Source organism: Megasphaera massiliensis (assembly GCF_000455225.1).
In the GTDB taxonomy this organism is placed as follows: Bacteria; Bacillota; Negativicutes; order Veillonellales; family Megasphaeraceae; genus Megasphaera; species Megasphaera massiliensis.
Genome location: NZ_HF954537.1, coordinates 753,843 through 776,236 on the forward strand (window position 1 = coordinate 753,843; position 22,394 = coordinate 776,236).

Annotated in this window: 19 protein-coding genes and 2 pseudogenes; 2 read left to right on the forward strand and 19 right to left on the reverse strand. The window is 47.7% G+C overall.

The annotated features are described in order from the left end of the window. Positions 1-6: 6 nt before the first annotated feature. Entirely contained in the window at positions 7-501 is a 495-nt protein-coding gene (purE, locus tag TX77_RS06885; protein WP_044504035.1) for a 5-(carboxyamino)imidazole ribonucleotide mutase, read from the reverse strand. Between the two features lie 287 nt (positions 502-788). On the opposite strand from purE, the gene TX77_RS06890 reads away from it, so the two are divergent. Next, positions 789-3,365 (forward strand): 3'-5' exonuclease, encoded by a 2,577-nt coding sequence (locus TX77_RS06890; RefSeq protein ID WP_044504036.1) that lies wholly within the window; start codon positions 789-791, stop codon positions 3,363-3,365. Between the two features lie 37 nt (positions 3,366-3,402). Here the strand turns inward: TX77_RS06890 and TX77_RS06895 are convergent, their stop codons facing one another. The 3 genes from TX77_RS06895 to TX77_RS06905 form a co-directional block, all read right to left on the reverse strand. Then, entirely contained in the window at positions 3,403-4,668 is a 1,266-nt protein-coding gene (locus TX77_RS06895) for an RNA-guided endonuclease TnpB family protein (protein WP_044504037.1), read from the reverse strand. Between the two features lie 154 nt (positions 4,669-4,822). Beyond that, on the reverse strand, positions 4,823-5,389 hold the full coding sequence (locus TX77_RS06900) for a chromate transporter (RefSeq protein WP_044504038.1): 567 nt from the start codon (positions 5,387-5,389) through the stop codon (positions 4,823-4,825). A gap of 11 nt (positions 5,390-5,400) precedes the next feature. After that, positions 5,401-5,973 (reverse strand): chromate transporter, encoded by a 573-nt coding sequence (locus TX77_RS06905; RefSeq protein ID WP_230198078.1) that lies wholly within the window; start codon positions 5,971-5,973, stop codon positions 5,401-5,403. A gap of 131 nt (positions 5,974-6,104) precedes the next feature. Here TX77_RS06905 and TX77_RS06910 point away from each other — a divergent pair, with 131 nt between their 5' ends. Continuing rightward, a complete protein-coding gene (locus TX77_RS06910; RefSeq protein WP_044504040.1) occupies positions 6,105-6,971 on the forward strand; it encodes a LysR family transcriptional regulator in 867 nt (288 codons plus the stop codon). A gap of 4 nt (positions 6,972-6,975) precedes the next feature. On the opposite strand, the gene TX77_RS06915 is transcribed toward TX77_RS06910, so the two are convergent. From TX77_RS06915 to TX77_RS06980, 15 genes and pseudogenes are all read right to left on the reverse strand, one after another. Beyond that, the gene (locus tag TX77_RS06915) at positions 6,976-7,482 is read right to left on the reverse strand and encodes a methylated-DNA--[protein]-cysteine S-methyltransferase (RefSeq protein ID WP_044504041.1); all 507 of its coding nucleotides are present in this window, start codon (positions 7,480-7,482) and stop codon (positions 6,976-6,978) included. A 22-nt stretch (positions 7,483-7,504) separates the two neighbouring features. Then, complete coding sequence (locus TX77_RS06920) at positions 7,505-8,509, reverse strand: NAD-dependent epimerase (protein ID WP_044504042.1); 1,005 nt, start codon at positions 8,507-8,509, stop codon at positions 7,505-7,507. Positions 8,510-8,525: 16 nt separating this feature from the next. After that, a complete protein-coding gene (locus TX77_RS06925) occupies positions 8,526-9,692 on the reverse strand; it encodes a nucleotide sugar dehydrogenase (RefSeq protein ID WP_044504043.1) in 1,167 nt (388 codons plus the stop codon). A 124-nt stretch (positions 9,693-9,816) separates the two neighbouring features. Beyond that, positions 9,817-10,806, reverse strand: coding sequence for a glycosyltransferase family 8 protein (locus TX77_RS06930; RefSeq protein WP_049917317.1), 990 nt, complete (start codon positions 10,804-10,806; stop codon positions 9,817-9,819). Positions 10,807-10,823: 17 nt separating this feature from the next. Continuing rightward, positions 10,824-11,753 (reverse strand): glycosyltransferase, encoded by a 930-nt coding sequence (locus tag TX77_RS06935; protein ID WP_049917318.1) that lies wholly within the window; start codon positions 11,751-11,753, stop codon positions 10,824-10,826. Positions 11,754-11,859: 106 nt separating this feature from the next. Further along, a complete protein-coding gene (locus TX77_RS06940; RefSeq protein ID WP_044504044.1) occupies positions 11,860-13,542 on the reverse strand; it encodes a PIG-L family deacetylase in 1,683 nt (560 codons plus the stop codon). After that, positions 13,542-14,504 (reverse strand): glycosyltransferase family 2 protein, encoded by a 963-nt coding sequence (locus TX77_RS06945; RefSeq protein ID WP_049917319.1) that lies wholly within the window; start codon positions 14,502-14,504, stop codon positions 13,542-13,544. The genes TX77_RS06940 and TX77_RS06945 overlap by 1 nt, the downstream gene beginning before the upstream one ends. Continuing rightward, complete coding sequence (locus TX77_RS06950) at positions 14,504-15,562, reverse strand: O-antigen ligase family protein (RefSeq protein WP_044504045.1); 1,059 nt, start codon at positions 15,560-15,562, stop codon at positions 14,504-14,506. Before TX77_RS06950 ends, TX77_RS06945 begins: the two co-directional genes overlap by 1 nt. A gap of 179 nt (positions 15,563-15,741) precedes the next feature. Next, positions 15,742-17,769, reverse strand: coding sequence for an LTA synthase family protein (locus TX77_RS06955; RefSeq protein ID WP_044504046.1), 2,028 nt, complete (start codon positions 17,767-17,769; stop codon positions 15,742-15,744). 134 nt (positions 17,770-17,903) lie between these two features. Further along, positions 17,904-19,034, reverse strand: coding sequence for a glycosyltransferase family protein (locus TX77_RS06960; RefSeq protein ID WP_044504047.1), 1,131 nt, complete (start codon positions 19,032-19,034; stop codon positions 17,904-17,906). Further along, on the reverse strand, positions 19,034-19,792 hold the full coding sequence (locus TX77_RS06965; RefSeq protein ID WP_044504048.1) for a glycosyltransferase family 2 protein: 759 nt from the start codon (positions 19,790-19,792) through the stop codon (positions 19,034-19,036). Before TX77_RS06965 ends, TX77_RS06960 begins: the two co-directional genes overlap by 1 nt. A gap of 171 nt (positions 19,793-19,963) precedes the next feature. Then, positions 19,964-21,064, reverse strand: a complete 1,101-nt coding sequence (locus tag TX77_RS06970) for an RNA-guided endonuclease InsQ/TnpB family protein (protein WP_044504049.1) — start codon at positions 21,062-21,064, stop codon at positions 19,964-19,966. Between the two features lie 20 nt (positions 21,065-21,084). Then, a pseudogene (tnpA, locus tag TX77_RS13245) lies at positions 21,085-21,485 on the reverse strand (IS200/IS605 family transposase). A gap of 212 nt (positions 21,486-21,697) precedes the next feature. After that, positions 21,698-22,110 (reverse strand): annotated as a pseudogene (locus TX77_RS14275) (HI0074 family nucleotidyltransferase substrate-binding subunit). Then, a complete protein-coding gene (locus TX77_RS06980; protein ID WP_044504050.1) occupies positions 22,068-22,373 on the reverse strand; it encodes a nucleotidyltransferase family protein in 306 nt (101 codons plus the stop codon). The pseudogene TX77_RS14275 and the gene TX77_RS06980 overlap by 43 nt, the downstream one beginning before the upstream one ends. Positions 22,374-22,394 lie beyond the last annotated feature (21 nt).

A 22,394-nucleotide genomic window follows, 5' to 3' on the forward strand; every position in this document is an offset into this window, starting at 1 on the left:
ATCCCCTTACAGGGCTTTTACGTCTTCTTGTAATTTCTGGTTCTTAGCCATGACTTCATTGGCCATGTTTTCGCGATAAGCCTTGTACTTCTTCGCTAATTCGGCATCGCTGACAGCGCCGATCTGAACAGCCAAAAGGGCCGCATTCTTTGCGCCGTTAATGGCGACAGTCGCAACGGGAATCCCCGACGGCATCTGAACGATGGCCAAGAGGGCATCCATGCCCTGCAAACTGCCGCTTTCCAAAGGAACGCCGATGACCGGCAGCGTCGTGTAGCTGGCTACGACACCGGGCAAATGAGCTGCCATACCGGCGCCGACGACAAAAGCCCCGATACCGCGTTCTTCAGCTGTCGTGACGAATTCACGAACCGCTGCCGGCGTCCGATGGGCCGATGCCAATAAGACTTCATAGTCTACCCCAAATTCTTTAAAAATAGCTACTGCTTTTTTCATAACGGGAAAATCAGAGTCGCTTCCCATAATTAAAGCTACCTTCATCAGAGACCCCTCCTTAGGAATAACAAAACCCAAAAGTGACAGAAATCACCTTTGGGCTTTCAGTTAGATACACGGAGACTGTTTACAAACGGCATAAAAACCTGTCCATAAACATTTTGTCATAGTGCGTCTCCTTATTGATTAAAATATTTATCAAACACACTTTGATTCTATCAAAAACACACCTGCCTGTCAATGAAAAACCGCCTTTCAATGGTAAGACAGTATCCCCCTATCGGGGACTGTGTTACAATAAAACAAAGACGCGATCGAACGGAGGAATATCCATGAATTTAAACGCCGAGCAGCAGCAAGTCGTACAAGAGCTGTCAGAGTCCATTTTACTCAATGCCCCGGCCGGGACCGGCAAGACCCGGGTCCTGGCAGCGAGGGTTGCCAATATCATAGAAAAAAAGAAAGCCGAAGGTTCGGAAATCTTATGCCTGACCTTTACCAATCGGGCCTGCAAGGAACTGAAGAACCGTATCATCGAAACGGTTCTGGAAGAAGGGTTCGCCGTCACCGTAAAGACCATCCACAGCTTTTGCTACAGCCTCATCAAAGAAGAGACCAAGCGGCAAAGCGACCGCTACAACGATTTCCTGATTTATGACGATGAAGACTGTAAACAGATTATCGGCGCCATAGAGCTTACACAAACGACACCGCGTCCGGCATTACAGGAACTTCAGACCTTCATCGAATTTGAAAAAAAGAAACGAGTCTTCCCCGGCCTGCGCGATTTTACCAATATTCAGGATGACCTCAAAGGGTGGCTCGCGGACTACGGCGAAGACCTTGTCTGGGAGTACGACGCCGCCCTTGCCGAAAACCACGCCATCGATTTTACCGACCTCATTACCGGTGCCTATGAATTTCTCCAAGACGATGCCATCTGCCGCCGCTGGCGGGAAAAGTTCCGCTTCATCTCGGTCGACGAAATGCAGGATACGAGCGAAGTCGAGTACACCGTCATCAGCCGTCTCTTCCCGGGCCGCAACATCCTCCTTTGCGGCGACTACTTCCAAACCATTTACGAATGGCGCGGCTCCTATCCCGAATACATTTGGAAAGAATTTAGAGCCGGTTATCATCCCCGGGAAATTACCTTCATCCAAAATTACCGATCTACCCAACTCCTGCTGGATGCCGCTCAGACGTTCTTATTCCGCGGCATGGGGCTGGCGACCGTCCAGAAAATCTATACCCGGCCGGGCATCTCCGCGTCAAAAGAACGCGGCGAACCCATCGTCCTTCATAAAGCCGACACCTGGATGGAGGAAGCCCGCTGGATTTTCCGGGAAATCAAGGCCCTGCCACCGGAAGAACAACTGAAGACCTGCATTCTCGTCCGCGACAACCGCCAGGCTAAGCTGATCTGGATGGGCATTACCTCGCACAACCAAAAGCTCCCCCAAAACCAGCAGCTGCCGGTTACCTGCATCGACCAGTTTCACTTGTTCAAACGGCAGGAATGTAAGGACGTCCTGGCCTACCTTAGACTCTCGCTCAATAAACACGACAACCTCAGCCTGAAGCGAATCGTCCAACGCTTCGTCCCCCGCATCGGCCGGCGTACATTGGAGACCATTGAAAGCGATTCCTATCGAAAGGTCGGCCTCATGCTCAGCGATTTCATCGATTCCCTGTCCCACCAAGCGGGCGACCCTTATGGGCTGTTGCTGACGGCCTTAGCCGAGGAACGGCTGGTCGTCTTCGACGTCGAAAGTACGGGTACGGACACGACGCAGGATGAAATCATCCAGATCGCCGCCATTCGCCTCGATGCCAAGGGGCAGGTAAAGGATAAGTTCAACACCTATGTAAAGGCCGGCCGCTCCGTCGGCACGGCATACTACGTCCACCACATCAGCGACGAAAAACTGGCCGCTGAAGGAATTCCGCCGCAAGAAGCCCTGACAAAGTTCTTGGCCTTTGCCAAAGACGCCGTCATCGTCGGCCACAACGTCACCTATGACTTGTCCATCCTCCACAGCGAACTCCAGCGCCTGGGCATTTCCGAAAGGGCAGACTTTCCCTATTACGATACCCTTGACATCTACCGCCGTTTTTATCCGAACTTGATCAACCATAAATTAGACACCTTGAGCCACCACTTTCCCATTGGCCATAAACCGACGCACGACGCCTTTGACGACATTCTGGCCACAGCCGGGCTCCTGGTCTATGCCATAAACGAGAAGATCCGCCCGACGGAAGGGGCACGACGAGCCGCGATGGCCATCTATCTCCCCCTCTTTGCCCCCTTCAGCCAAGAAATGGACGCCTTGCGGCGCTTGTCCTATAAGGCCCGGCCCACCGAAGTCATTACGTCCGTCATGAACGACAGCGGCGTCAAAGCCTGGTATCAAACACATCGCGATACCTCCGATGCAGCCAATCACATCGACCGGCTGGAAAACATCCGCAAGCTCTACCGCATCGCCAAAGAAACAGACGATCCCGGCCAGAATCCGCGCGACGCCCTGACCGAATTTCTCAAGATGACGGCCCTTTCCAACAGCGAACTCGACAGCATGCTGTCCAAAGACCCGAAAATACCGATCATCACCATTCACCAAGCCAAAGGCCTTGAATTCGACTACGTCTTTATGGCCAGTTTAGAAGACCATGTCTTCCCGACCTATTGGTCCCGACAAAAGGGAAGTATACAAGAAGAAATACGCCTCTTTTATGTCGCCATGACGCGTGCAAAAAAGAGGCTGTATCTGAGCTGGCACCAAGGGTATGCCCGGCAGAGCTATCAGCCGAGCCGATTCCTGCATGGTATCACCGATGATTACTGTCAACGACTCCCACTTATAGAAGCGGGGGCTTGTAAGTCAGAGAAGCATAGGTGGTAGCGATGCTGAGAACAACATCACCCTAATTCTGCCTACATCATCGGGCAGTTGACGATGCCCGTTTTGCCAAGGAGATGTACTCCGAGGCAGTTGTTTTTCTCTCGTAACGAGGGTGATTGTCTCCAGAAATCCACATCGTACCAAGAAGCTGGATATTCATAGCTCCGATACGGTCATCGTTGGATTGGTATCCGCACTGGCAGCTATACAGATGTTTGTGAGGCTTACGGTTTTCCTTATAGATAGTGGCGCACTTCGGGCAACGCTGAGAAGTGTATTTGGCCGATACTTTCAATACTTCCGAGCGATTTTCATGAGCCTTGTAGGTCAGAAATTGCTCAAGCTGATAGAAAGTCCAGCTCCGCAGGTCATAGTTCTGCTTTGCAGTTTGGGAGAGATTCGATTCTTCAAAGCTGACACCCGTCAAATCTTCCAGCACGAACAGCGTATCCTTGCCGTATTTCGTAACGAGTGTCTTAGAAATCCGATGATTTACATCGGACATCCAACGGTTCTCTCGTCCGGAAAGGGCTTTGAGTCTGCGCTTTGCCGATTTTGTGCCTTTGGATTGGAGCTGCTGTCTGACTTTGAGGAACTTATGTCGTTTGGCTGCAATCTTTCGCCCGGAAACAAATTCGGTTTTACCTTCTTCATCGTAACTGACCGTCAGAAATCGCAAGCCACGGTCAATCCCGACAACGTGACGGACATTTTCTTTTTGGAAATCTTCAACCGCTTTGGTGACGGGAATATGCAGATACCACAGGCCGTTGAGTTCAACTAACTTTGCCGTGCCAAGAGTCCATGAGCCGTCCAGATATTCCAAAAATGGCTCGCTTTCAAAGGTGCACCGGGTTCGTTTGCCAAGGGTGTTGATAGACAGGCTTTGTCCGTTATCCACGAAGCTGTAATCACGGTTACGAACCAAATCGGCTTGCAGGCGTTTGAAGAAGATGGGCTTCCAAAGCCATTCGAGCGTTTTCGTGATGTATTTCCAGCTTCCATCTTCGTCCTTGTATTTGTATGGTTTTTGGAATAACTGCTGCTTGACCGTCTTATAACGAGCTATAGCCGTCTTGATGGACGATTGTGCAAGTTGCGACTTTAAGCCAAACAACAGACGAAGGTCGCTGTATAGTGCTTTATTGAGGCTTTGGTAAGCCAAGTTAAACTGATTACCGAAGATGTATTGCGACACAAAATTACAAGCCTGACGATAATGCTCTGTCATTTGGCGAAACAGAATCTCTTGTTCCGGAGAACCATGGATGCGAAGTTTTATCGTTTTAGTTAGGTCGGACACTTTTTTCTCACCTGCCCTTCTGAAAATATGGCTTCCCTTAAGACCACCATATCATATATGTTACTAAAACTCTAGTATTTTAAGAAAGTGAGACAAAACGGACAGGATACTCCGACCTAAGAGGTCGGAGTATCCTGTCCGCATTTAGATGAAATCAGATAAGGCCGGCCATCCCCAGTACCAGACCTAAGACGCCGGAACCGAGGAGGACCTTGATGACGCCGATTCCCTTACGGGTTGCAATGATAGCGGCGATGAGGATGACGAGTCCGCCGCTGCTGAAGGCCAGCCAATCAGAGGGCAGCTCTTCCGTATTCCATAAAGCCAAGAGGATGAAGCTCAGGCTGGCTACGCAGATAAGAGCTACGACGGCCGGACGCAGGCCGTTCAAGATACCGCGAATCGGTCCGATATCGCCGTACTTCAAAAAGATGCGGGCTAAAAAGATACCCAAGAAAAAGGACGGCGTTACAAAGCCCAGCGTCGCTACGACGGCACCGCCAAGACCTGCGATGCGGGTCCCGACGAAGGTCGCCGCGTTTATGCCGATCGGCCCCGGCGTCATCTGCGAAATCGTAAAGATATCGACGAATTCACTCATGGTCAGCCAATGGAAGGTATCGACGACGCTGGCCTGAATAAGGGGCATAGAGGCATAGCCGCCACCGACACAGAAGATGCCGACTTTAAAAAATTCCCAATAGAGCAAAGCATAAATCATGACGGCACCCCCTAATTATATTGCGCATCGCGCATGAACAAGAAGCCGATGATGCCGTCGATGAGGATGAGCACCATGATATTGGTATCGAAGAACAAGTTGGCCACAAAGGTACCAATGATAATCAGCATCGGTAGTATCAGCTTCTTTTTTCCTTGTTTGACCAAGAGATCGATGCCGACATTGACGATGAGGGCCGTTGCCCCGCACTGCATGCCGCGGAGAACCATTTTAATATAGGCATTTTGAATAAAATAATCATAGCTGTAAGAAATAATGGTCAACGTAATCAAACAAGGCAGGACCGTGGCGACAAGGGCCACCAAGGTTCCGAGAACCCCTGCCATGCGGTAGCCGAGGATGACGGCGCTGTTGACGGCGACGACGCCCGGCATGGACTGGGCAATGGCGACCATATCGAGGGTATCCTTATCGCTGATCCAATGGTATTCGTCGACGTACTTCCCCTTGAGGAGCGGAATGATGACGAAGCCGCCGCCGACGGTGAAGGCACTGATTAAAAAAGTCGATTTGAAGAGCGTCCAATAAAAATGGGCGTCTCGTTTCGGTGTGACAAGATCCATGAGATTCATCCTTTCTGAAAATTAAAGGGATTTTTTTACATGGCTAGTATACCATAGGTATATCTATATTGAAAATATTTGTATCATTGCTATAATATACGTAAATCATATACCACAAAAAAGGAGAGACTATGGACCTTCGTCAACTCACATACTTCCTGGCCATCGCCGAAGAAGGCCAGATTACGGCAGCTGCTCGGCGCCTGAACATGGCCCAGCCGCCTTTGAGCCAGCAAATGAAAGCCCTCGAAGAAGAACTGGGCGTCGAACTCTTCCAGCGGGAACCGCGCAGCGTCACCTTGACCGATGCCGGAGAAATCCTATACCGCCGGGCCCGCCAGCTCATCACCCTGGCTGATTCGACGCGCCGCGAAATCGGCGACTTTAAAAGCGGCCTGCGGGGCACCTTATCCATCGGCACCGTCTCGTCCTCAGGCAGTGTCATCCTGCGGCCGGCCCTTCGGCAATTTCACGACAGCCACCGCGGCATCCGCTTTGAAATCTACGACGGCAACACCTTCCATATTCTGGATATGCTGCGAAAAGGCCTGATTGAAATCGGCATCGTCCGCACGCCCTTTAAGCAGGACGCCTTCGACTGCACCTTTTTACCGGAAGAACCGATGGTCTTGGCTTATGCCGGAAAAGACCCGAACCCTGAAAAAGAGACCTTGACCATCCCTGATTTAGACGGCCTGCCCCTCATCGTCTACCGCCGCTTCAATCAGCTCCTCCTCGACGTCTGCGAAGGACACAACCTTACACCGTCCATCCTCTGTCGAAACGATGATGCCCGGACGACACTCCTTTGGGCCGAAGCCGGATTAGGCTATGCCGTCGTCCCGGCCTCAGCCCTCTCACCGTCAAGGCTGACGACGCTCCAAATGAAAGTCCTCGACGAACCCCGGCTCTGCACGCGCCTAGCCGTCATCACCGCCAAACATCGCTACCTGTCCAGTATTGCCGGTCAATTCATCGAAGCCCTGACAAAAACGTAAGACATCATTCTTTGACAAGCAAGCCCTCCAAATGAAGGAGGGCTATTTTTTTATCGATGCCGCCGGCATATCCCGTTGCCTTACCCCTGGCCCCTAAGACGCGATGGCAGGGAATGATAACCGAAATAGGATTGTGACCGACAGCTCCGCCAACGGCCTGCGGAGACATCGTCTTCCCCGTCTGGGCTTCCACGGCTTTGGCCAACTCGCCATAGGTCGTCGTCTGCCCATAGGGAATCTGACAGAGGAGGCTCCATACGCGGCGGCGGAATTCATTACCCTCCGGCGCCAGTGGCAGACTCATGATAGCCGGCATGCGACCGGCAAAATAGTCGTCAAGCCAACGGACGGCCTTCTTGAGGACCGGCGTTTCTTTCGCCGTCACCGCAGCCCCCTTCAATCCGTCCCTATCATATTTCTGCCCGTCAAACCAAAGGCCGACCAAGGCCGTTTCATTGGCAGCCAAGGTCATAGCCCCTAAAGGCGAAGCATAACTCGTCGTATAGTACATACATATTCTCCTATCTTGCTCATTACAAACCGTAGTACGATCTGTACCATTCGGCAAATTGCCCCAGTCCTTCTTCAATCGTCGTTTCCGGCTTGAAATCGAAATCACGCTGCAATTCACTGACGTCGGCATAGGTCTGATAGACGTCACCGGCCTGCATGGGCAGATATTCTTTTTCCGCCGTCTTACCAAGGGCTTGTTCCAAAACTTCAATGAAGTGCATGAGCTGTTCCGGCTTATGGTTGCCGATGTTATAGACTTTGTATCGATTGCCCGATTCATTGGCCACAGGCGGATTGGAAAGCATGTGCTCTATACCGGTGACGATGTCGTCGACGTAGGTAAAGTCGCGGTACATGTCGCCGTGATTATAAATTTGAATAGCTTCCCCATTGCGGATCTTATTGGCAAACTTGAAATAAGCCATGTCCGGACGGCCGTAAGGACCATAAACGGTAAAGAAGCGCAGGCCCGTCGCCGGAACCCCATAGAGATGGCTGTAAGTATAGGCCATGAGCTCGTTTGACTTCTTCGTCGCTGCATAGAGGCTGATGGGGTGATCGACGTTATCCGTCGTCGAAAAAGGCGTCTTTTCCTGATTGCCATAGACCGACGAACTGGAGGCAAACAACAGGTGAGTAACCTTATGGTGCCGGCAAGCTTCGAGGATATTGAAGAAGCCGATGATATTCGAATCGATATACGTCCGCGGATGGTCGATGCTGTAGCGGACACCGGCCTGAGCCGCCAGATTGACGACGATATCCGGCTGAAACGACGAAAAGATTTGTTCTACGGCCTGTTCATCAGCTAAGTCGCCCTTCACAAAGGTGAAATTCGGGAACTGGTGCAAAATTTCGAGGCGCGCGTCTTTTAGCGTGACGTCATAATAATCATTGAGATTGTCGAAGCCCAGGACCGTCGCCCCTTTAGCCAGCAGCCGCTTGGCCAAGTGGAAACCGATAAATCCGGCAGCACCGGTAATAAGGACTTTTTGTGCTGTATCAAAGGGTTTAAAATTTGCCATATTCAGTTCTCCCCTCTTAATCGCGGTCAAAAAGATCCCGCGTATATACTTTATCCTTGACATCGGTCAATTTATCTGACCAGCGATTGGAAATGATGATATCGCTCATCTCTTTGAATTCATCTAAGTCTCGAATGACGCGAGAATGGAAAAAGGTTTCTTCTTTCAGCGTCGGTTCATAGACGACGACTTCAATGCCCTTCGCCTTGATGCGCTTCATGACCCCTTGAATAGCCGAAGCCCTGAAATTATCGGAGTGACTCTTCATGGTCAGTCGATAGACACCGACAATGCGGGGATTTTGAGCGATGAGCATATCGGCAATATGGTCCTTCCGCGTCCGATTGGCGGCGACAATAGCAGAAACCAGATTTTGAGGCACATCCTGATAGTTGGCCAAGAGCTGCTTTGTATCTTTCGGCAGGCAATAACCTCCATAACCGAAGGATGGGTTGTTATAGAAATCACCGATACGAGGATCGAGGCAGACGCCCTTGATGATTTCCTTGGTGCGAAGACCGCGCATTTCGGCATACGAATCGAGTTCATTGAAGTAGGCCACGCGCAAGGCCAAATAGGTATTGGCAAAGAGCTTTATGGCTTCCGCTTCCGTAGACCCCGTAAACAGGACGGGAATATCTTCTTTGACGGCCCCTTCGACCAATAAATTGGCAAAGGTTTTCGCCCGGTCTGACACTTCACCGACGACGATGCGCGACGGATGAAGATTATCGCAAAGGGCCTTCCCTTCCCGCAAAAACTCCGGCGAGAATAAAATATTATCTGTCTGGTACTTATCCTTGATGTACTTCGTATAGCCTACAGGGACCGTCGACTTGATGACCATAACGGCCTTAGGATTGATGGTAAGAACCTCCTCGATGACCGTTTCTACCGACGACGTATCAAAAAAGTTCCGCTTGGGATCATAATTTGTCGGCGTCGAAATAATGACGAAATCAGCCCCGGTAAAAGCTTCCCTGGCATCAAGAGTCGCCTTAAAGTGCAGGTCGTCACGCTGCAAAAAAGCCGAAATATCGCTGTCAACAATGGGCGACTGACGATGATTCAACAAGGAGACTTTTTCCGGAACAATATCCAAAGCGATGACTTCATTATGCTGAGCCAGCAGCATACTATTTGAAAGACCGACATAACCGGTCCCGGCAACAGCAATTCTCATATGTATTCCCTACTTTCTCTTCTTCCGAGCACGGCAAATTCGAGCTCCGTCGTGCCACCGATAAAAAGCATGCCAAAAAGACCCCGCAAAAAGGATAGATCAACGGACTGCGGGGCCTCGTTTATTATAACTTATAGCGAATTTTCAGCCAGCTATACCAAAACAGGCATTGAATTCGTTTCCACGTTTCGCCCTTTTCCTGATAGACTTCTGCCAGCCGTTTGAAGCTGTGGTAGTAGGACGGTTCTCTGGGAGGCATGGGATCGTTCATGCTGTCCCAGAAGGAAATATCCAGGTAGTGGCGCCACAATTCATCATCCGAATCAAGGACTAATTCCCAAGGCTTGTCCCGACCGGAATAATGAATCAGGATTCCTTCTATGCTGAAATCTTTATTCTTGTGATGGAATAAATTCGGAATCGGCTTCATATTCCCGTCGATGACAAGATTCAACAAATCCTGAGTCTGTCCCTTGAAACGCCGCGGATCGGCCCCTTGATAGGCAAAGACCTGTTCCGTAATTTTTTCACGAATCCATTCCTTGACATCGATCCACATCAAGCCGTCTGAAAAGTAGACGTCCTGCTTCATCTTCAAAAAGGCCACCCGGTCCGGTGTATGATAGGTCAAGGCACCGATAGCTTTGCCTTCTAAATCCGTCGTCAAAAACTGTTTTAAACTGCCAACACATATCATATCTGAATCTAAGTACAAGTAGTGGTCGGTGTAGTTCCGTAAAATCCACGGCATAACGATGCGAATATACGTAACCCGAGAAAAACGAGCAACTTTGATATGAAAATTCTGATAGATGCTCATATCCATCACATATAAATAGACATTACAGCCATATTTTTTAGCCGTCTTTTCTAAATTATCCCTATTTTCCGGGCTGTAGCTGTCGACAAAGACATGGAAAGAAAAAGCGATGTCTTTATTGGTTTCTAAAATCGATGTAATTTCTGCCCCCAAGGGTTTAAAAAAGGGATCGTTAATATTAAAGCCGATATGCATAGCCGGCCGTTCATCATGTTCCGGAAGCCATTCAAAGGCATGTTTTTCGGTATATAATGTCGCATTTTCAAAATATTCCGTCGTAAATGTATTTGCCATTTTCAAACCTCGCTTCATTAATATAAGGATATCTTTTTCTTTCTCAGCAGCCAATCAAATCGGAGGCGACGGAAGAAGTCTAAGTTCGCATCAATGAATCGCTTCTGTTCCCGCTCCATAGACTGCAGACGATACCGATCATCTTCGACCCGAACGAAATGAAAGAACTCTCGAGCCAGTTTTTTATTGAGTCTATCAATATACGACGAGTTACGCATATGTTCTTGATGAATCAAATCGTCACGCAATTTTTCAGTGCAGATACAGATGTCCAAAAACCGCTTGTGCCCGCCATGGGTCGTGCTCGTCGGGTTTTTGTAATAGTAGTATAAACATTCATCGGTAATCATCATCCGTTGACTGCGGTACAAGTAGCGGCCCGACACGTAATTATCCTGTGAATGGCAGCGTTCAGGCGATAAAATATCGATGACAATATGCCGCTTATAGACGGCATTCCAAACAACTTTGCAAAGAAATTCTGTAAAATACAATTCAAAAACATCCGAGCCGGTAATAAGCTGATTTCCCAAGCCCTTTTTATGCGGCAAAATAGCCTCTTCCTTAGTCCCATCGGAACCGATGACGGAACAGCGAGCCATATCGAGATCATTTTTTTCGATAAGCGCGATAAGACGTTCATACATCTCAGGGTGGAGCCAGTCATCGCTGTCGACGAAGGCGATGTATTCTCCCTTAGCAAAAAGAAGTCCGTTGTTTCTCGCTCCACTCAGGCCTTCATTTTCCTGATGGATGGCAATGATACGATCATCGATGAGGGTATAGTCATCGCATATTTTCCCACAGCCATCCGGTGAACCGTCGTCTACTAGAATGATTTGCAACTGTTTATACGTTTGATTGCGGATCGAATCGATACACCGATGCAGATATGCTTCCACCTTATATACAGGCACAATGACCGATAATAACCCTTTTTGCTCCATAGGACACCTTCCCAACTGCCTTATATGTTTAACCTACGTTATTATACTATAAAAAATCCCAAAAAACTATATTTCCTTATCCAGTACCAATTATTTTTTTATGTGCTTATAGCTGTTTTAAATATTTATGACGAATATGGGTGTACTTTCGATACTTTTTTAAATAAAACGTAAGCAGTTTATCCTCCAGCCATTGAAGCAGCCTGCGTTTTGCAAAAAAAGCAGGACGCATCCGATGGAGATAAATTTGGTCATATATGCCAGGGTTATCGGCCAGTTCCCCCCGAATGACGGCATATCGGGCTTGTTTTGAAAAAGAAACCACCCCCTGTGAATCGACAACGGCTCCATCACTATCAACGACGGTGTAGGTAACCGGTGACGATGTCTGACAGCGGTACAAGTTCAACGGACAACATTCTTGCTCCAGAGGTAATACATAATCATAAACAAAGTCATCCCCAACGAGAAGTTTTATAAAAGGGGGAATGATACCCTTCGGATGGACTTCAGAAAAGATTCCGACTTCACTTAATCCCCATGCCGCTCCTGTAGTTTCGAGAATCTTCAAGGTACAAGCCGATACGCTCTTGGAAGTTGGCAAGGTGTATTCAAGAACACGGCCTCTTGTCGGTAAAGGACCGATATCATAGGAAGTTCCATCGCTAAAGGAAAGGCGAACTTTTTCAATCCGTCCGCTGTCTTCTATGTTTCCGGCAAGACTCACTGTCGTAATGACCTGCTGAGATGACCACTGAAAATGGAGGCATCGTTTCGCATCCCGATTATCCGGACTCCACAGATACTGAGCCGGAACAAATTTTTTCACATCAATATCTGCTGTGTCGATAATTTTGAAATCACAAGCCTTTGCTGCATTTCCAGAAGAAGCCGTAACCGTCGCCTGAAAGACGAGATTATCCGTCCGCCGCTGCCAAAAAACAGTATCGCCATTAGCAATCCGAACGGCGTGGAGGGCTGCACTTTGGGACGCATGTTGAAAAAGGGCTCGGTACAGAATATTACGGCGCAAATAAGCGCCTCTGCAGGCCGACCGTACGGGAAAACGAAGGCGTCTCCCCCATTCATAAAGAGACGTATCGATGAAAATGTCGTCACCGGGTGAAGGTTTGGGCACCGAGCGAATATTATCTGCATAAAAATCTTTCGGTGCCCCAAAAGAGGTACAGTAAGCAAAGCCTTTTAAGACCGTCGGATGATATGAGTTCCCGGGCTGTCGAAGGATGTCTCCCAAGGCGTCCTCAAAGACGATGGAAGCCGCCCGATGGTCTGCGTGGACATCGCAGTCTACGACGACGAGGAGATCAGCCCTTATATCCAGTATCAGGTCCGTTAAATCCTGTTTGAAGTTCTGACGGCAGTAGCAGCTGTGCTGTCCCCGCTTTACAAAGGCGTAATCAGGGAAATCATGACAACTGTAGGTTTCTTGATGCCCTGCCGGAGACGTCACCGCCTTGTCCGTCGCATAGAAAAGATGACCGCCGGCATAGGCATTGGACGTATCCCCATAACCTAAAAAGAAGATTTTCCTTACGCCTAAGACCTGCAGCGACCGCCAAGCTTCTTTCATCCGCGTCACTGCGTCAAAGGAGTAATCCCCATTGGTCGTAAAAGCACAAAAGACCTCTGCGCCACTTTGAATGTAATGGTACATCAAACTGCCGGCTACATTGATTTCATCATCTTCATGAGGGACAATAACCAAGACTTTTTTCCCGCTGGCAGACTGATTCAAAAAAGAATTGTCCCCTGCCTGACACGGATGCATTACGATCGCCTCCGTTTAGGATAATAGTGAACCAAGGAGGCCAGATTATAAGAGGCTATATAGGTCAGATATTCTAATTTTTTCCCCAATGGCAAAGGCGTTACTTTCAGAAATCGTTTCAATACCGCTTCATGTTCCATCAGCGTCTGATTGTACGCATCTTTTCGGCGATGTTTTATATCATAGCGCAAGAGAGCAATGATGGAGCGAACATAGCCTCGAAAGGCACTGTCTAAAGTAGCTCCGATAACACCACCAGCCTCCATCTGCTGATAGATTTGTTGATGAACCTTGAAATTTCCAAGCCACACGTCTTCCGAATCTTTCCAAGACAGACTGTCTTTATGTTGGATATAGTGGTAAAAGGCGTTGGATACGAGGGCCATCGTCCTTGCTTTTAAGATGACTTCCGTTACAAACAGCTTATCCTCTGAATAAGATATGGTTTCATTGAACCGTGTGTCGCCGATGAGCTCTCGCCGATAGACTTTATTTAAGGAGCTGTCGATAAAATAGCCCTTTTTCGACAGATAATTTAAAGGTAAGTCGCTGACTTCGATGGTCCCGACTTCATAAGGAGTGTCCTCATATGAACTTTCCTTAATAACCCGACAGTTGACGAGGTCAGCCTTCTCGCCTTCTAAGATATCAATCATGACTTCGTACATCTTAGTATCGATACAGTCATCGCCGTCAACAAAGGCAATGTATTTCCCTTGTGCTTCATCAAGGCCTCGATTACGGGCCGAACTGACACCGCCGTTTTCTTTATGAATGACGCGCACTCGCCCATCTTGTACAGCAAATGTCTGACAAACAGACAAGCTACCGTCAGTTGAACCATCATCCACAAGTAAGAGCTCAAAATCCTCATAGCTTTGATTCAGTACGCTCTTCAGTGTATTCTGCAAATAGATTTCATTATTGTAAACGGGTATGATAATGCTCAATGAAAGCTCCATCAGAGGTTCGTCTCCTTTTTATAGTACTCGCAGCTGTAGATAGTCATCCCCCAGAAAAACCAATAGAGATGCATCATATGGCGGCCAAAAAAATCATAGTCAAAGAGGCCAAAGAGATAGATAGCTAAGATAGGTAGGAAAAATCCGGCCAGCCAGGGAAATCCCGGACCGTGGCCTCGATAATAAGCGATGAGTGAATGGAGGACTACTCTTAGTTGGAATAAGATGAGTATTAAAAAGCCACTAAGGCCGACGAGTCCCGTTTCATTCCAAATTTGCAAGTAAATATTATGAGGTGACTGGATATTTTTTTCATGGAAAGGATTATCGGCTTCAAAGCGTTCATGATAAACTTCCCCCCAACGACCGAGGCCGATTCCGATGTAAGGCTTTTCCTCAATGAGCTGAACCGCCACCTGTGTCAAATAAACGCGTCCATCCTGACTAAGATCTCTGTCAAGCCGGTCAGAAATGAACTGCGGTGCTGCCACGCCAATCATCAAACAAGACAGAACGAGAAGTCCGGCCATTATTTTTAACGCCAGCCATTCCCTCCCCAGATAACAGAACACCAAAAGGGCTAAAAAGACGATAAAAAAAGCGAAGTAGGCATTACGAGATCCCGTACAAAGGAGTATGCTAAAGGCAATAACACAAGCTACCGCCATGAAAAATGACGTTTTAGGACAAAGAGAACGATAGCGGATAGTGCCAAATAATACGATCGGAAGCAGAACCAACATCACGCTAGCCAAGGAATTAGGGCTGCTGAAAGGGCCAAACAAACGATTGTCCCTCCAAATCGGATAGACTCCAACCAAACCCAAATACCAAAAAATAGAGAGGAAAATGCCGAGCCAAACGGCAATAAAAGTCCCCTTCCCTGGTCGGACCATAAGGATAACCAAAACAAGGGGAATCAGACGTTCGACGTACTTTAAAATCACCTCAGGCCTACCATCATTAAAAGGAATCGTAAGCGCCGATGTTCCCAAAAACAGCGCAATGGTCACGACCGTCTGCCAAACGAGAGGAGCTTTCCACAGCGTCCCCGCCATGGGCCGTCCTTCTTTTCTGCAAATGATCAAGTGAGCCAAAAAAGACGCCGTCATCAGCGATCCCGATCCGGCACCACAGCTGAGGGTCAATAAAAAGATAGGGACGTACGGAAGATAATTTTGTTCGAATGTTCGCCAATAAGACATAGATAGTTCTCCACTCTGACCGGCTGCACCTATCAAAGCCAGGCATCAACCGGCCGTAATAATTCAGGCCGCTGCAGTAAATAAGCCGTCAAACTTTTTTCAGCGGCACAAATATCGTCATAAGGAGCAGGCTTCTGGATAACATCCGCACCGGATGTCGCCGTCAAAGGTTGATAATGAGTTTCTCCGCAACCGCCAATTGCCTTCTGGTCCACCCAATGATAAGGTGTGACACAAGACGTAACCGATTCGGTCAATGACTCAAACAGAGAATAGTAGGTGAATCCCGCCGGAGCTATGAGTTCAAACAGTGTCGGTAAAATATTCATGTGTCCACCAATGCGATTGCCTACCAGTGAATTTTTATCGATTTCCGGATGATGGAACATGAGGACCGGTGAGTGGAGTTCCCGAAAAGTGTACTCTCTTCTCATGAAAGACGTATGCTGCAGTTCCGAACACTGGAAGCCATGGTCGCCGGTAACGATGAACAGGCTATCCGGATAGGCCGACTTCATCTTCTGGATAAAGTCATTAATAGCTCTATCGGCATACCAAAAGGTACCTAAGACCTTAGGAATGATTTTCTCTTTCAACACATCGTCCTGGACTTTCATGACACTTTCAGCATCGAAGCCCAAATCTTTTAAGGGCATCTTATAGGGACCATGATTCGAGGTCGTATAGACAAAGTGGAACTGGGGCACATCGTCGCTTCGCCGCTGAATCATGTCGGCCACCTTATTTAGAAAAATGTGATCGTAGACACCGACCCAGGAACGAGGCGCTTTCGGGTCACAGATATCGGTACCGGAATAGGAATGATTAAATCCGCAGGCCGGCGCAAAATGATTGAAGTTACCATGGGATAAACTGCCGCCGTACCAATAATTCGTTTCATAGCCCAGTTTTCGCAGCTGTATCGGTAGCGACGTAGGCAGTGTCCCCTCCCAAAAAGGCTCCCGTTCATTCAGTTCCATGCCGGCATCGAAGATCCCAAGCATGAGGCCGACGATAGAGGGCCGAGAAATGATGCCACTGGATAAAGTTGTATTAATCGACGCCGTATGGACGTCATTCATCAACTTCTTCCCTTCATCGGCAATATGAAGGTCGGCAAAGGCCGGATCAAAATAAGGCTGAGAATAACTTTCGCCGACAACCAAGAAAATATGGGATGGTCTCTTTATCTTAGGCCCTTTCGCATGATGAGTGACGGCCTTCAAGGCATCATTAAAAGAGTCAACCGTGCCGCCCCGTTCTTCAATGAAAGGCTTTACGAAAGCAAGGTTTTCTGCCGGACTGCGCTGCATTCGCTCACTCATGCGGCGATGGCGAAGCATCTTTAGAGCAATTAAGTCGTCAACAGTAGCTTTGGCCAAAAAGGGATCGCTCTTGACAATGGCCGGAATCGTATCCCATTCCGGTTTATCATCATGCTTAAAAGTTCCACCATAACGGAAAAAATAAAAAGCCCCAATTATGAACAATACAACAGATGTATTGAAAAGGTAGTAATGCCAACCGCTGATAGCCGGATAGGGAATAACCGGCGTCGCCATCATGCCTTGGAGGATAAAAAAGACGATGGCTAAGTAGGGGATGAGCAGTGCCAATTTGCGGGCCCCATTATACTGGTGGAAAAAGATATCGATAAGATTGTTTTTCTCCGCTTTTTCGCCGAGGAAAATGATATTATTAAAAATATCGTGAAACTGGGCATAAAAAATCATTTTCCCGACGAAGGCCACATACAGTACGACGCTGTAAACCATACCGAACACGATGCGGATCAAATCGCCGTACTGGTGCCAAGGTCCAATGAACAGGCCTGGCAGGGTAACGAGTACCAGGGAGATGACGAAAACATAGGCATTTAAATCCATGCCCCACCAGAAACCGAAGCGAAAACATTCCCATAAGGCGTTGCGCTTGCCGGCAAATCCCGGATAAGGATTATGGACATAAATGAAAATCGCCCGAAATACAGCACATAAAATCGGGAAAAAAATCCATAGTTTAATATCTTGTTGAACTGCTAAAAAAAACTGTTCAAACACCTGTTATTCCTCCTTCATGACGGCAAGGCATCCTTATGTCGACAGCGACGACAAGAACCAGACGCTGCCGTTTCTTCCCTTTGGAAAAAGCAGTAATCGCATATCCCTTATCGTTTCCCGTCTTCTACATCAGCTTATTTTAAAACGTTCTCTAAGAACGTGGCTGTACTGAAATCATGATTTACTCGTTTTAATTCCCTTTCATAGGTTGGCAGCATCTCTTCGTAGGACTGCAAAAACTGTCCCAGTTGCTGACGGAGGCGTCCCAGATCTTGTAAGTCCACTTCTTGTCCGACAGTATAGTTCTTAAGCATTTCCGGATTCAAGACAGCCGTAGCCAATACGGGCTTATACAGGGCCAAGGCATTGAAATAGACGGCGCTCCAATTATACAGATAGCGTTCATTGCTGTAAGGTAGAAACAATACATCTACGCTTTGCAGCAAATCGTACCAGGCCATGCCCAGTACCTTGCCCTGAATGAAACGAACGGCCGATTCTCTGCCGTATTTGGTCATAATTCGCGCCATATCGTCAGCATCTTCGGGGCCGGTCGGCGCCGCTTGAACGACGAGTTCCGCCTTCCCTTCCAAATGGCTGTCCAAAAAGGCTTGAATAATACCGTCAATATCTTTTTCTCCCTTGCGGTAGTGGCCGAAGAAACCGATACGAACCGGTTCATGATACGTAAGGTTTGCCGTCACCGAAACACCTTGCGGGAGCAGAACCGGCGGCGGAATGATTTCAATCTTAGAGACGTGATCCTCTGTAAAGTCATTGCGGAGGCTCGTAATTTTTAACTTGATATTTTGATAGCCTTCGCAGCGCCGAGCCTGTTTCAGAAATTTCGGTTTTTCATGGGGATTGACACCCAAGAAAATAAAAATGACCGGCACGGGGCTCTCTTTCAGTTTACTTTTATGCAGCGATCGTAAATATCGATACGTCGCCGTCGTCAGTATAATGGCGTCTACTTCATGACGGCAGGCCTTTTCATAGGCCGCATCGAACCAACGGACACGGCGCTGTTCCCGCTGAATGGACAGCCATATTTTTTTGAGTTTGCCGGCGCCTTCATAATCGACGATTTCACCGCCGCTCATATATTCAATCGGAATCCCAAAATCAACGGGCAGGCTGCTGTTTTCCGGCAAGTATAAAACAGGCTCATGGCCTTCTTTCTTCAGTTCATCGATAATCAGACGATCGAACTCCTGTTCAAACCCGCCTTGTGTCTTCACTGTCTCTAAAATAGCTACCCGCATTATTTTTTCTCCGCTCTTTGCAATTCGTATAATTTCAAATATTTCAGCATCGTGTAAAAGAAGTGGTTGAAGCACATGTAGGTTCCCATCCAACCGTCTAAAAAGCCGGCCCGGGATACGAACATCTTGAAGAACCCGCCTAAACTATGGAAAAAAATCCCCGATAAGGAAATCCGTTTTCCCCGCTTATAGGCGTCTTCAGCCCATATGGTCGTATATTGGCAGAGCTTCCCTTCCCAGTGATGCCAATTTTTATAAGTATAGTGTTCTAAATGACCGGGAAGATTCCGAACCGGCAGGGCACATTCCGGATGCTCATGAACTTTATTCACCCAGGTGACCGTCGTCCGCGGAAAGAGGCGTTTTACATGGTCCGGCTTTAATACACCGTGATTGAAGGTCGTTCCAAAGGCGACGGACTTCCGCTCCATCGAATACTGATGACTCAAGGAATCGTGTTCTGCAATGTCTTTAACTGCCGCAATGAGTTCGTCATTCAAGCGTTCATCGGCATCGAGATAAAGCACCCAGTCGGCCGTCGTCTGCTCGAGGGCAAAGTTGCGCTGCGCTGAAAAATCGTCGGTCCAGGCACGAAAACAGACGGTCGCGCCCTGCTCCTTGGCCAGTGCCACCGTCTTATCCGTACTTCCTGAATCGATGATGATAACGTCATCGGTACATTTTTTCGCATTCTTAACAACGTCGACAATGTTGTCTTCTTCGTTCTTCGTCAAAATCAAGATTGCTAATGAGCTCACGAGCCGCGTCCTCTTTTCTTTAAAATAGGGTCATTTTCTCGGTATACTTAAGCTTTTGACATACTCCCACGGCTAAAGTCGAGGGATTCTAGGATGCGAGCGAGAACCGCGCATCTCGCGATGGTCTTACATTCTCTCTCCTAACGGATGATGCCCCACCCGTATACAAATTTATGCTGTTAGTAGTCTCAGACCTTCTGACAAAATATTTCTAGCTGCATTGCGGTCTCGGTCGTGACGGATTCCGCAGGAAGGACAAGTCCATTCATGGACACAAATATCCTTGACTTCTTTGTTTTGATATCCACAGTCATGACAAAGCTGACTGGACGGATAAAATTTATCCACCTTAATAATTTTCGTTCCCATCTGACGACCGACATATTCTAGGATATTCTCGAACGCAGCAAATCCGTAGTCGTTGACTTTTTTCCCGTGACTTTGCTGCATAGCCTTCATGCTGAGACTTTCAAGACAGATAACTGCGTACTTCTGACATAACTTTTGGGCGAGTTTAAAGTGGAAATCTCTGCGCTGATTCGCTTGTTTGTGATAGAGTCGTGCTAATACTTTACGATACTTCTGGCGGTTCTTCGAGCGAAGTTGACGGCGCGACAGATTTCGACAGGCCGTACGGATAGCCTTCTGGTTCTTCTGAAAGAAGGATGGCGCGGCAATATCATTTTCCTCATCTGGAGCAATGAGCATTTTATCTTTAAAGCAGAAATCGAACCCGACGCTTTTACCTGTTCGTGGTTTGACCTCTGTGATTTTCTGTTCGCAGACGAAGTAGAGATAGATGTCGCCCAAAGTATCCCTCTTAACCGTGAATGTCTTAATTCTGCCTTCGATGTTGCGGCTCTTGAAGTAGCGGTATTTTTGTTTGGCTATGTAGACGGTGCCATGCTCCTCATCGAGCTTCCAGCCAGCTTGCTTGAGCGTATAAGACTTGTACTTGCGGACTTTCTTAAAACCTGGCGGTGCGGTCTTACGTTTATTGTTGAGATTTGTCCAGAAGAGATTGTACGCTCTGTCGATGCGGTCAGTGACATCCTGCAATGCCTGTGAACCTATTTCTTTGAGATAACTAAACCGCTTAAGTTTTTTGAGCTTCGTCAAGTGCTGCTGCAAAGCAAACTTGTTCAGCGATTTACGATACAGCTGCCAGTACCGCTTATGGAGTGCGATGCAATGATTGTAGGCAAGGCCTGCGGCATTAATCTGCCGATGAAGTTTTTTGTTTCGTTTTGCGGTATAGAGCTTTAAATTTATAGGTCTTTATCATTGTAAACTCAGCCCCTTGTTTTCTGTGTATCAATATACCACTTGATAGTATCGATACTGACATTGCCAGCAGTCGAAACGAAATAACTTCTTGTCCAAAGGCTGGACATCCCTTTCAGTTTTGGGAATTCGTTACGAAGAACATGAGAAGAAGCTCCTTTTATCTCCTTCATGATTTCGGCAGGAGACTGCTTTGGCCAGCATTTCAAAAAAAGATGCACATGATCAATATGGCACTCCATTGCAAGAAGCTCAATTCCGAGTTCTTCACATTTCTGTCGAGTCAGTTCTTTGAAACGATTTCTAACTGTGGAATAAGAAATATTTTGCGCCGATACTTTGGACAGAATACAAAATGATAGTTGATGAATGACACGGTAGTTTTTGTTCTAAAATATATCGTTTCCATGTTTATATTATAACACATTTGTAGATAAAATATAATATATTGTCTACAAAAAACATTTATCCAACGATTAAAATCATTGGCTCTCTGCTAAACAATATCGGTAATATTTTATCACATCCGGCCGGTAAAGTACAGAAAAGAGGCGGCTGCACAGAACAGCCGCCTCTTTTTACCGGTAAGGTTTCATGAAAGCGTTCAACAAGGCCATCATGTCACTTCAATTTCTCCAGCCATGAATGCATGACCGCGTCGTATTCAGGAAAGCGGCCCATCAAACTTTCGACGAAAGCCTCATCGTAGGTATAAGTCGTCAAATTCCGATCATCGACCATTTTTAAGGCCTGTTTCGCTTCTGCGTCGCTCAAAAGGCCCGTTTCCCGGCAGGCACGGATCACTTTTTCGGCGATGCGGCGTCGATGCCGTCTTGGACATAGAGGTGCTCCTTGGCACATTTCCAAATCAGTTCAAAAGAGAACTCAAACCGCTGAATCAAGGCGTCCCGCTCAATTTCATTCAAGGTGTCACGGGAGGCTAATTCGTGAAATTTCTCCAAGGCCCTGACGGCTAATCGATACCGTTCGGTTATGCTTTCCACAAAATGCCCTCCTCTCGAATTCGCCGGCATAAAGCGGCTCCGGCGTGATGCATATCCACCACATCGACGTGACGAGGAATCGTAGATTCTTCCAATCGTTCTCTCAGCAACGTAATTTCATAGGAAATATCGTCCCGGCTATCGATGGCTATATCAATATCGGAGCTCCGCTTCTGTTCTCCTCGTGCCCAGGACCCGAAGAGATAAACGCGCACATCTCGTTCTTTGAAATGCTGCAAAACCACTTCTTTTACGCGCTGTACAGGCTCTTCATAGATGCTGTAGACTGTCATAATAATCCCCATCTTCCGATA

What these genes read in the sequence shown, in the direction of transcription:
- TX77_RS06950 (WP_044504045.1), bottom strand. Translation starts at nt 15,562, where the DNA reads ATGGCGGGGACGCTGTGGAAAGCTCCTCTCGTTTGGCAGACGGTCGTG.
- TX77_RS06960 (WP_044504047.1), bottom strand. Translation starts at nt 19,034, where the DNA reads ATGCGGGTAGCTATTTTAGAGACAGTGAAGACACAAGGCGGGTTTGAA.
- purE (WP_044504035.1), bottom strand. Translation starts at nt 501, where the DNA reads ATGAAGGTAGCTTTAATTATGGGAAGCGACTCTGATTTTCCCGTTATG.
- TX77_RS06925 (WP_044504043.1), bottom strand. Translation starts at nt 9,692, where the DNA reads ATGAGAATTGCTGTTGCCGGGACCGGTTATGTCGGTCTTTCAAATAGT.
- TX77_RS06930 (WP_049917317.1), bottom strand. Translation starts at nt 10,806, where the DNA reads ATGGCAAATACATTTACGACGGAATATTTTGAAAATGCGACATTATAT.
- TX77_RS06910 (WP_044504040.1), top strand. Translation starts at nt 6,105, where the DNA reads ATGGACCTTCGTCAACTCACATACTTCCTGGCCATCGCCGAAGAAGGC.
- TX77_RS06935 (WP_049917318.1), bottom strand. Translation starts at nt 11,753, where the DNA reads ATGGAGCAAAAAGGGTTATTATCGGTCATTGTGCCTGTATATAAGGTG.
- TX77_RS06945 (WP_049917319.1), bottom strand. Translation starts at nt 14,504, where the DNA reads ATGGAGCTTTCATTGAGCATTATCATACCCGTTTACAATAATGAAATC.
- TX77_RS06905 (WP_230198078.1), bottom strand. Translation starts at nt 5,973, where the DNA reads ATGGATCTTGTCACACCGAAACGAGACGCCCATTTTTATTGGACGCTC.
- TX77_RS06915 (WP_044504041.1), bottom strand. Translation starts at nt 7,482, where the DNA reads ATGTACTATACGACGAGTTATGCTTCGCCTTTAGGGGCTATGACCTTG.
- TX77_RS06900 (WP_044504038.1), bottom strand. Translation starts at nt 5,389, where the DNA reads ATGATTTATGCTTTGCTCTATTGGGAATTTTTTAAAGTCGGCATCTTC.
- TX77_RS06940 (WP_044504044.1), bottom strand. Translation starts at nt 13,542, where the DNA reads ATGCATCCGTGTCAGGCAGGGGACAATTCTTTTTTGAATCAGTCTGCC.
- TX77_RS06920 (WP_044504042.1), bottom strand. Translation starts at nt 8,509, where the DNA reads ATGGCAAATTTTAAACCCTTTGATACAGCACAAAAAGTCCTTATTACC.
- TX77_RS06980 (WP_044504050.1), bottom strand. Translation starts at nt 22,373, where the DNA reads ATGACAGTCTACAGCATCTATGAAGAGCCTGTACAGCGCGTAAAAGAA.
- TX77_RS06890 (WP_044504036.1), top strand. Translation starts at nt 789, where the DNA reads ATGAATTTAAACGCCGAGCAGCAGCAAGTCGTACAAGAGCTGTCAGAG.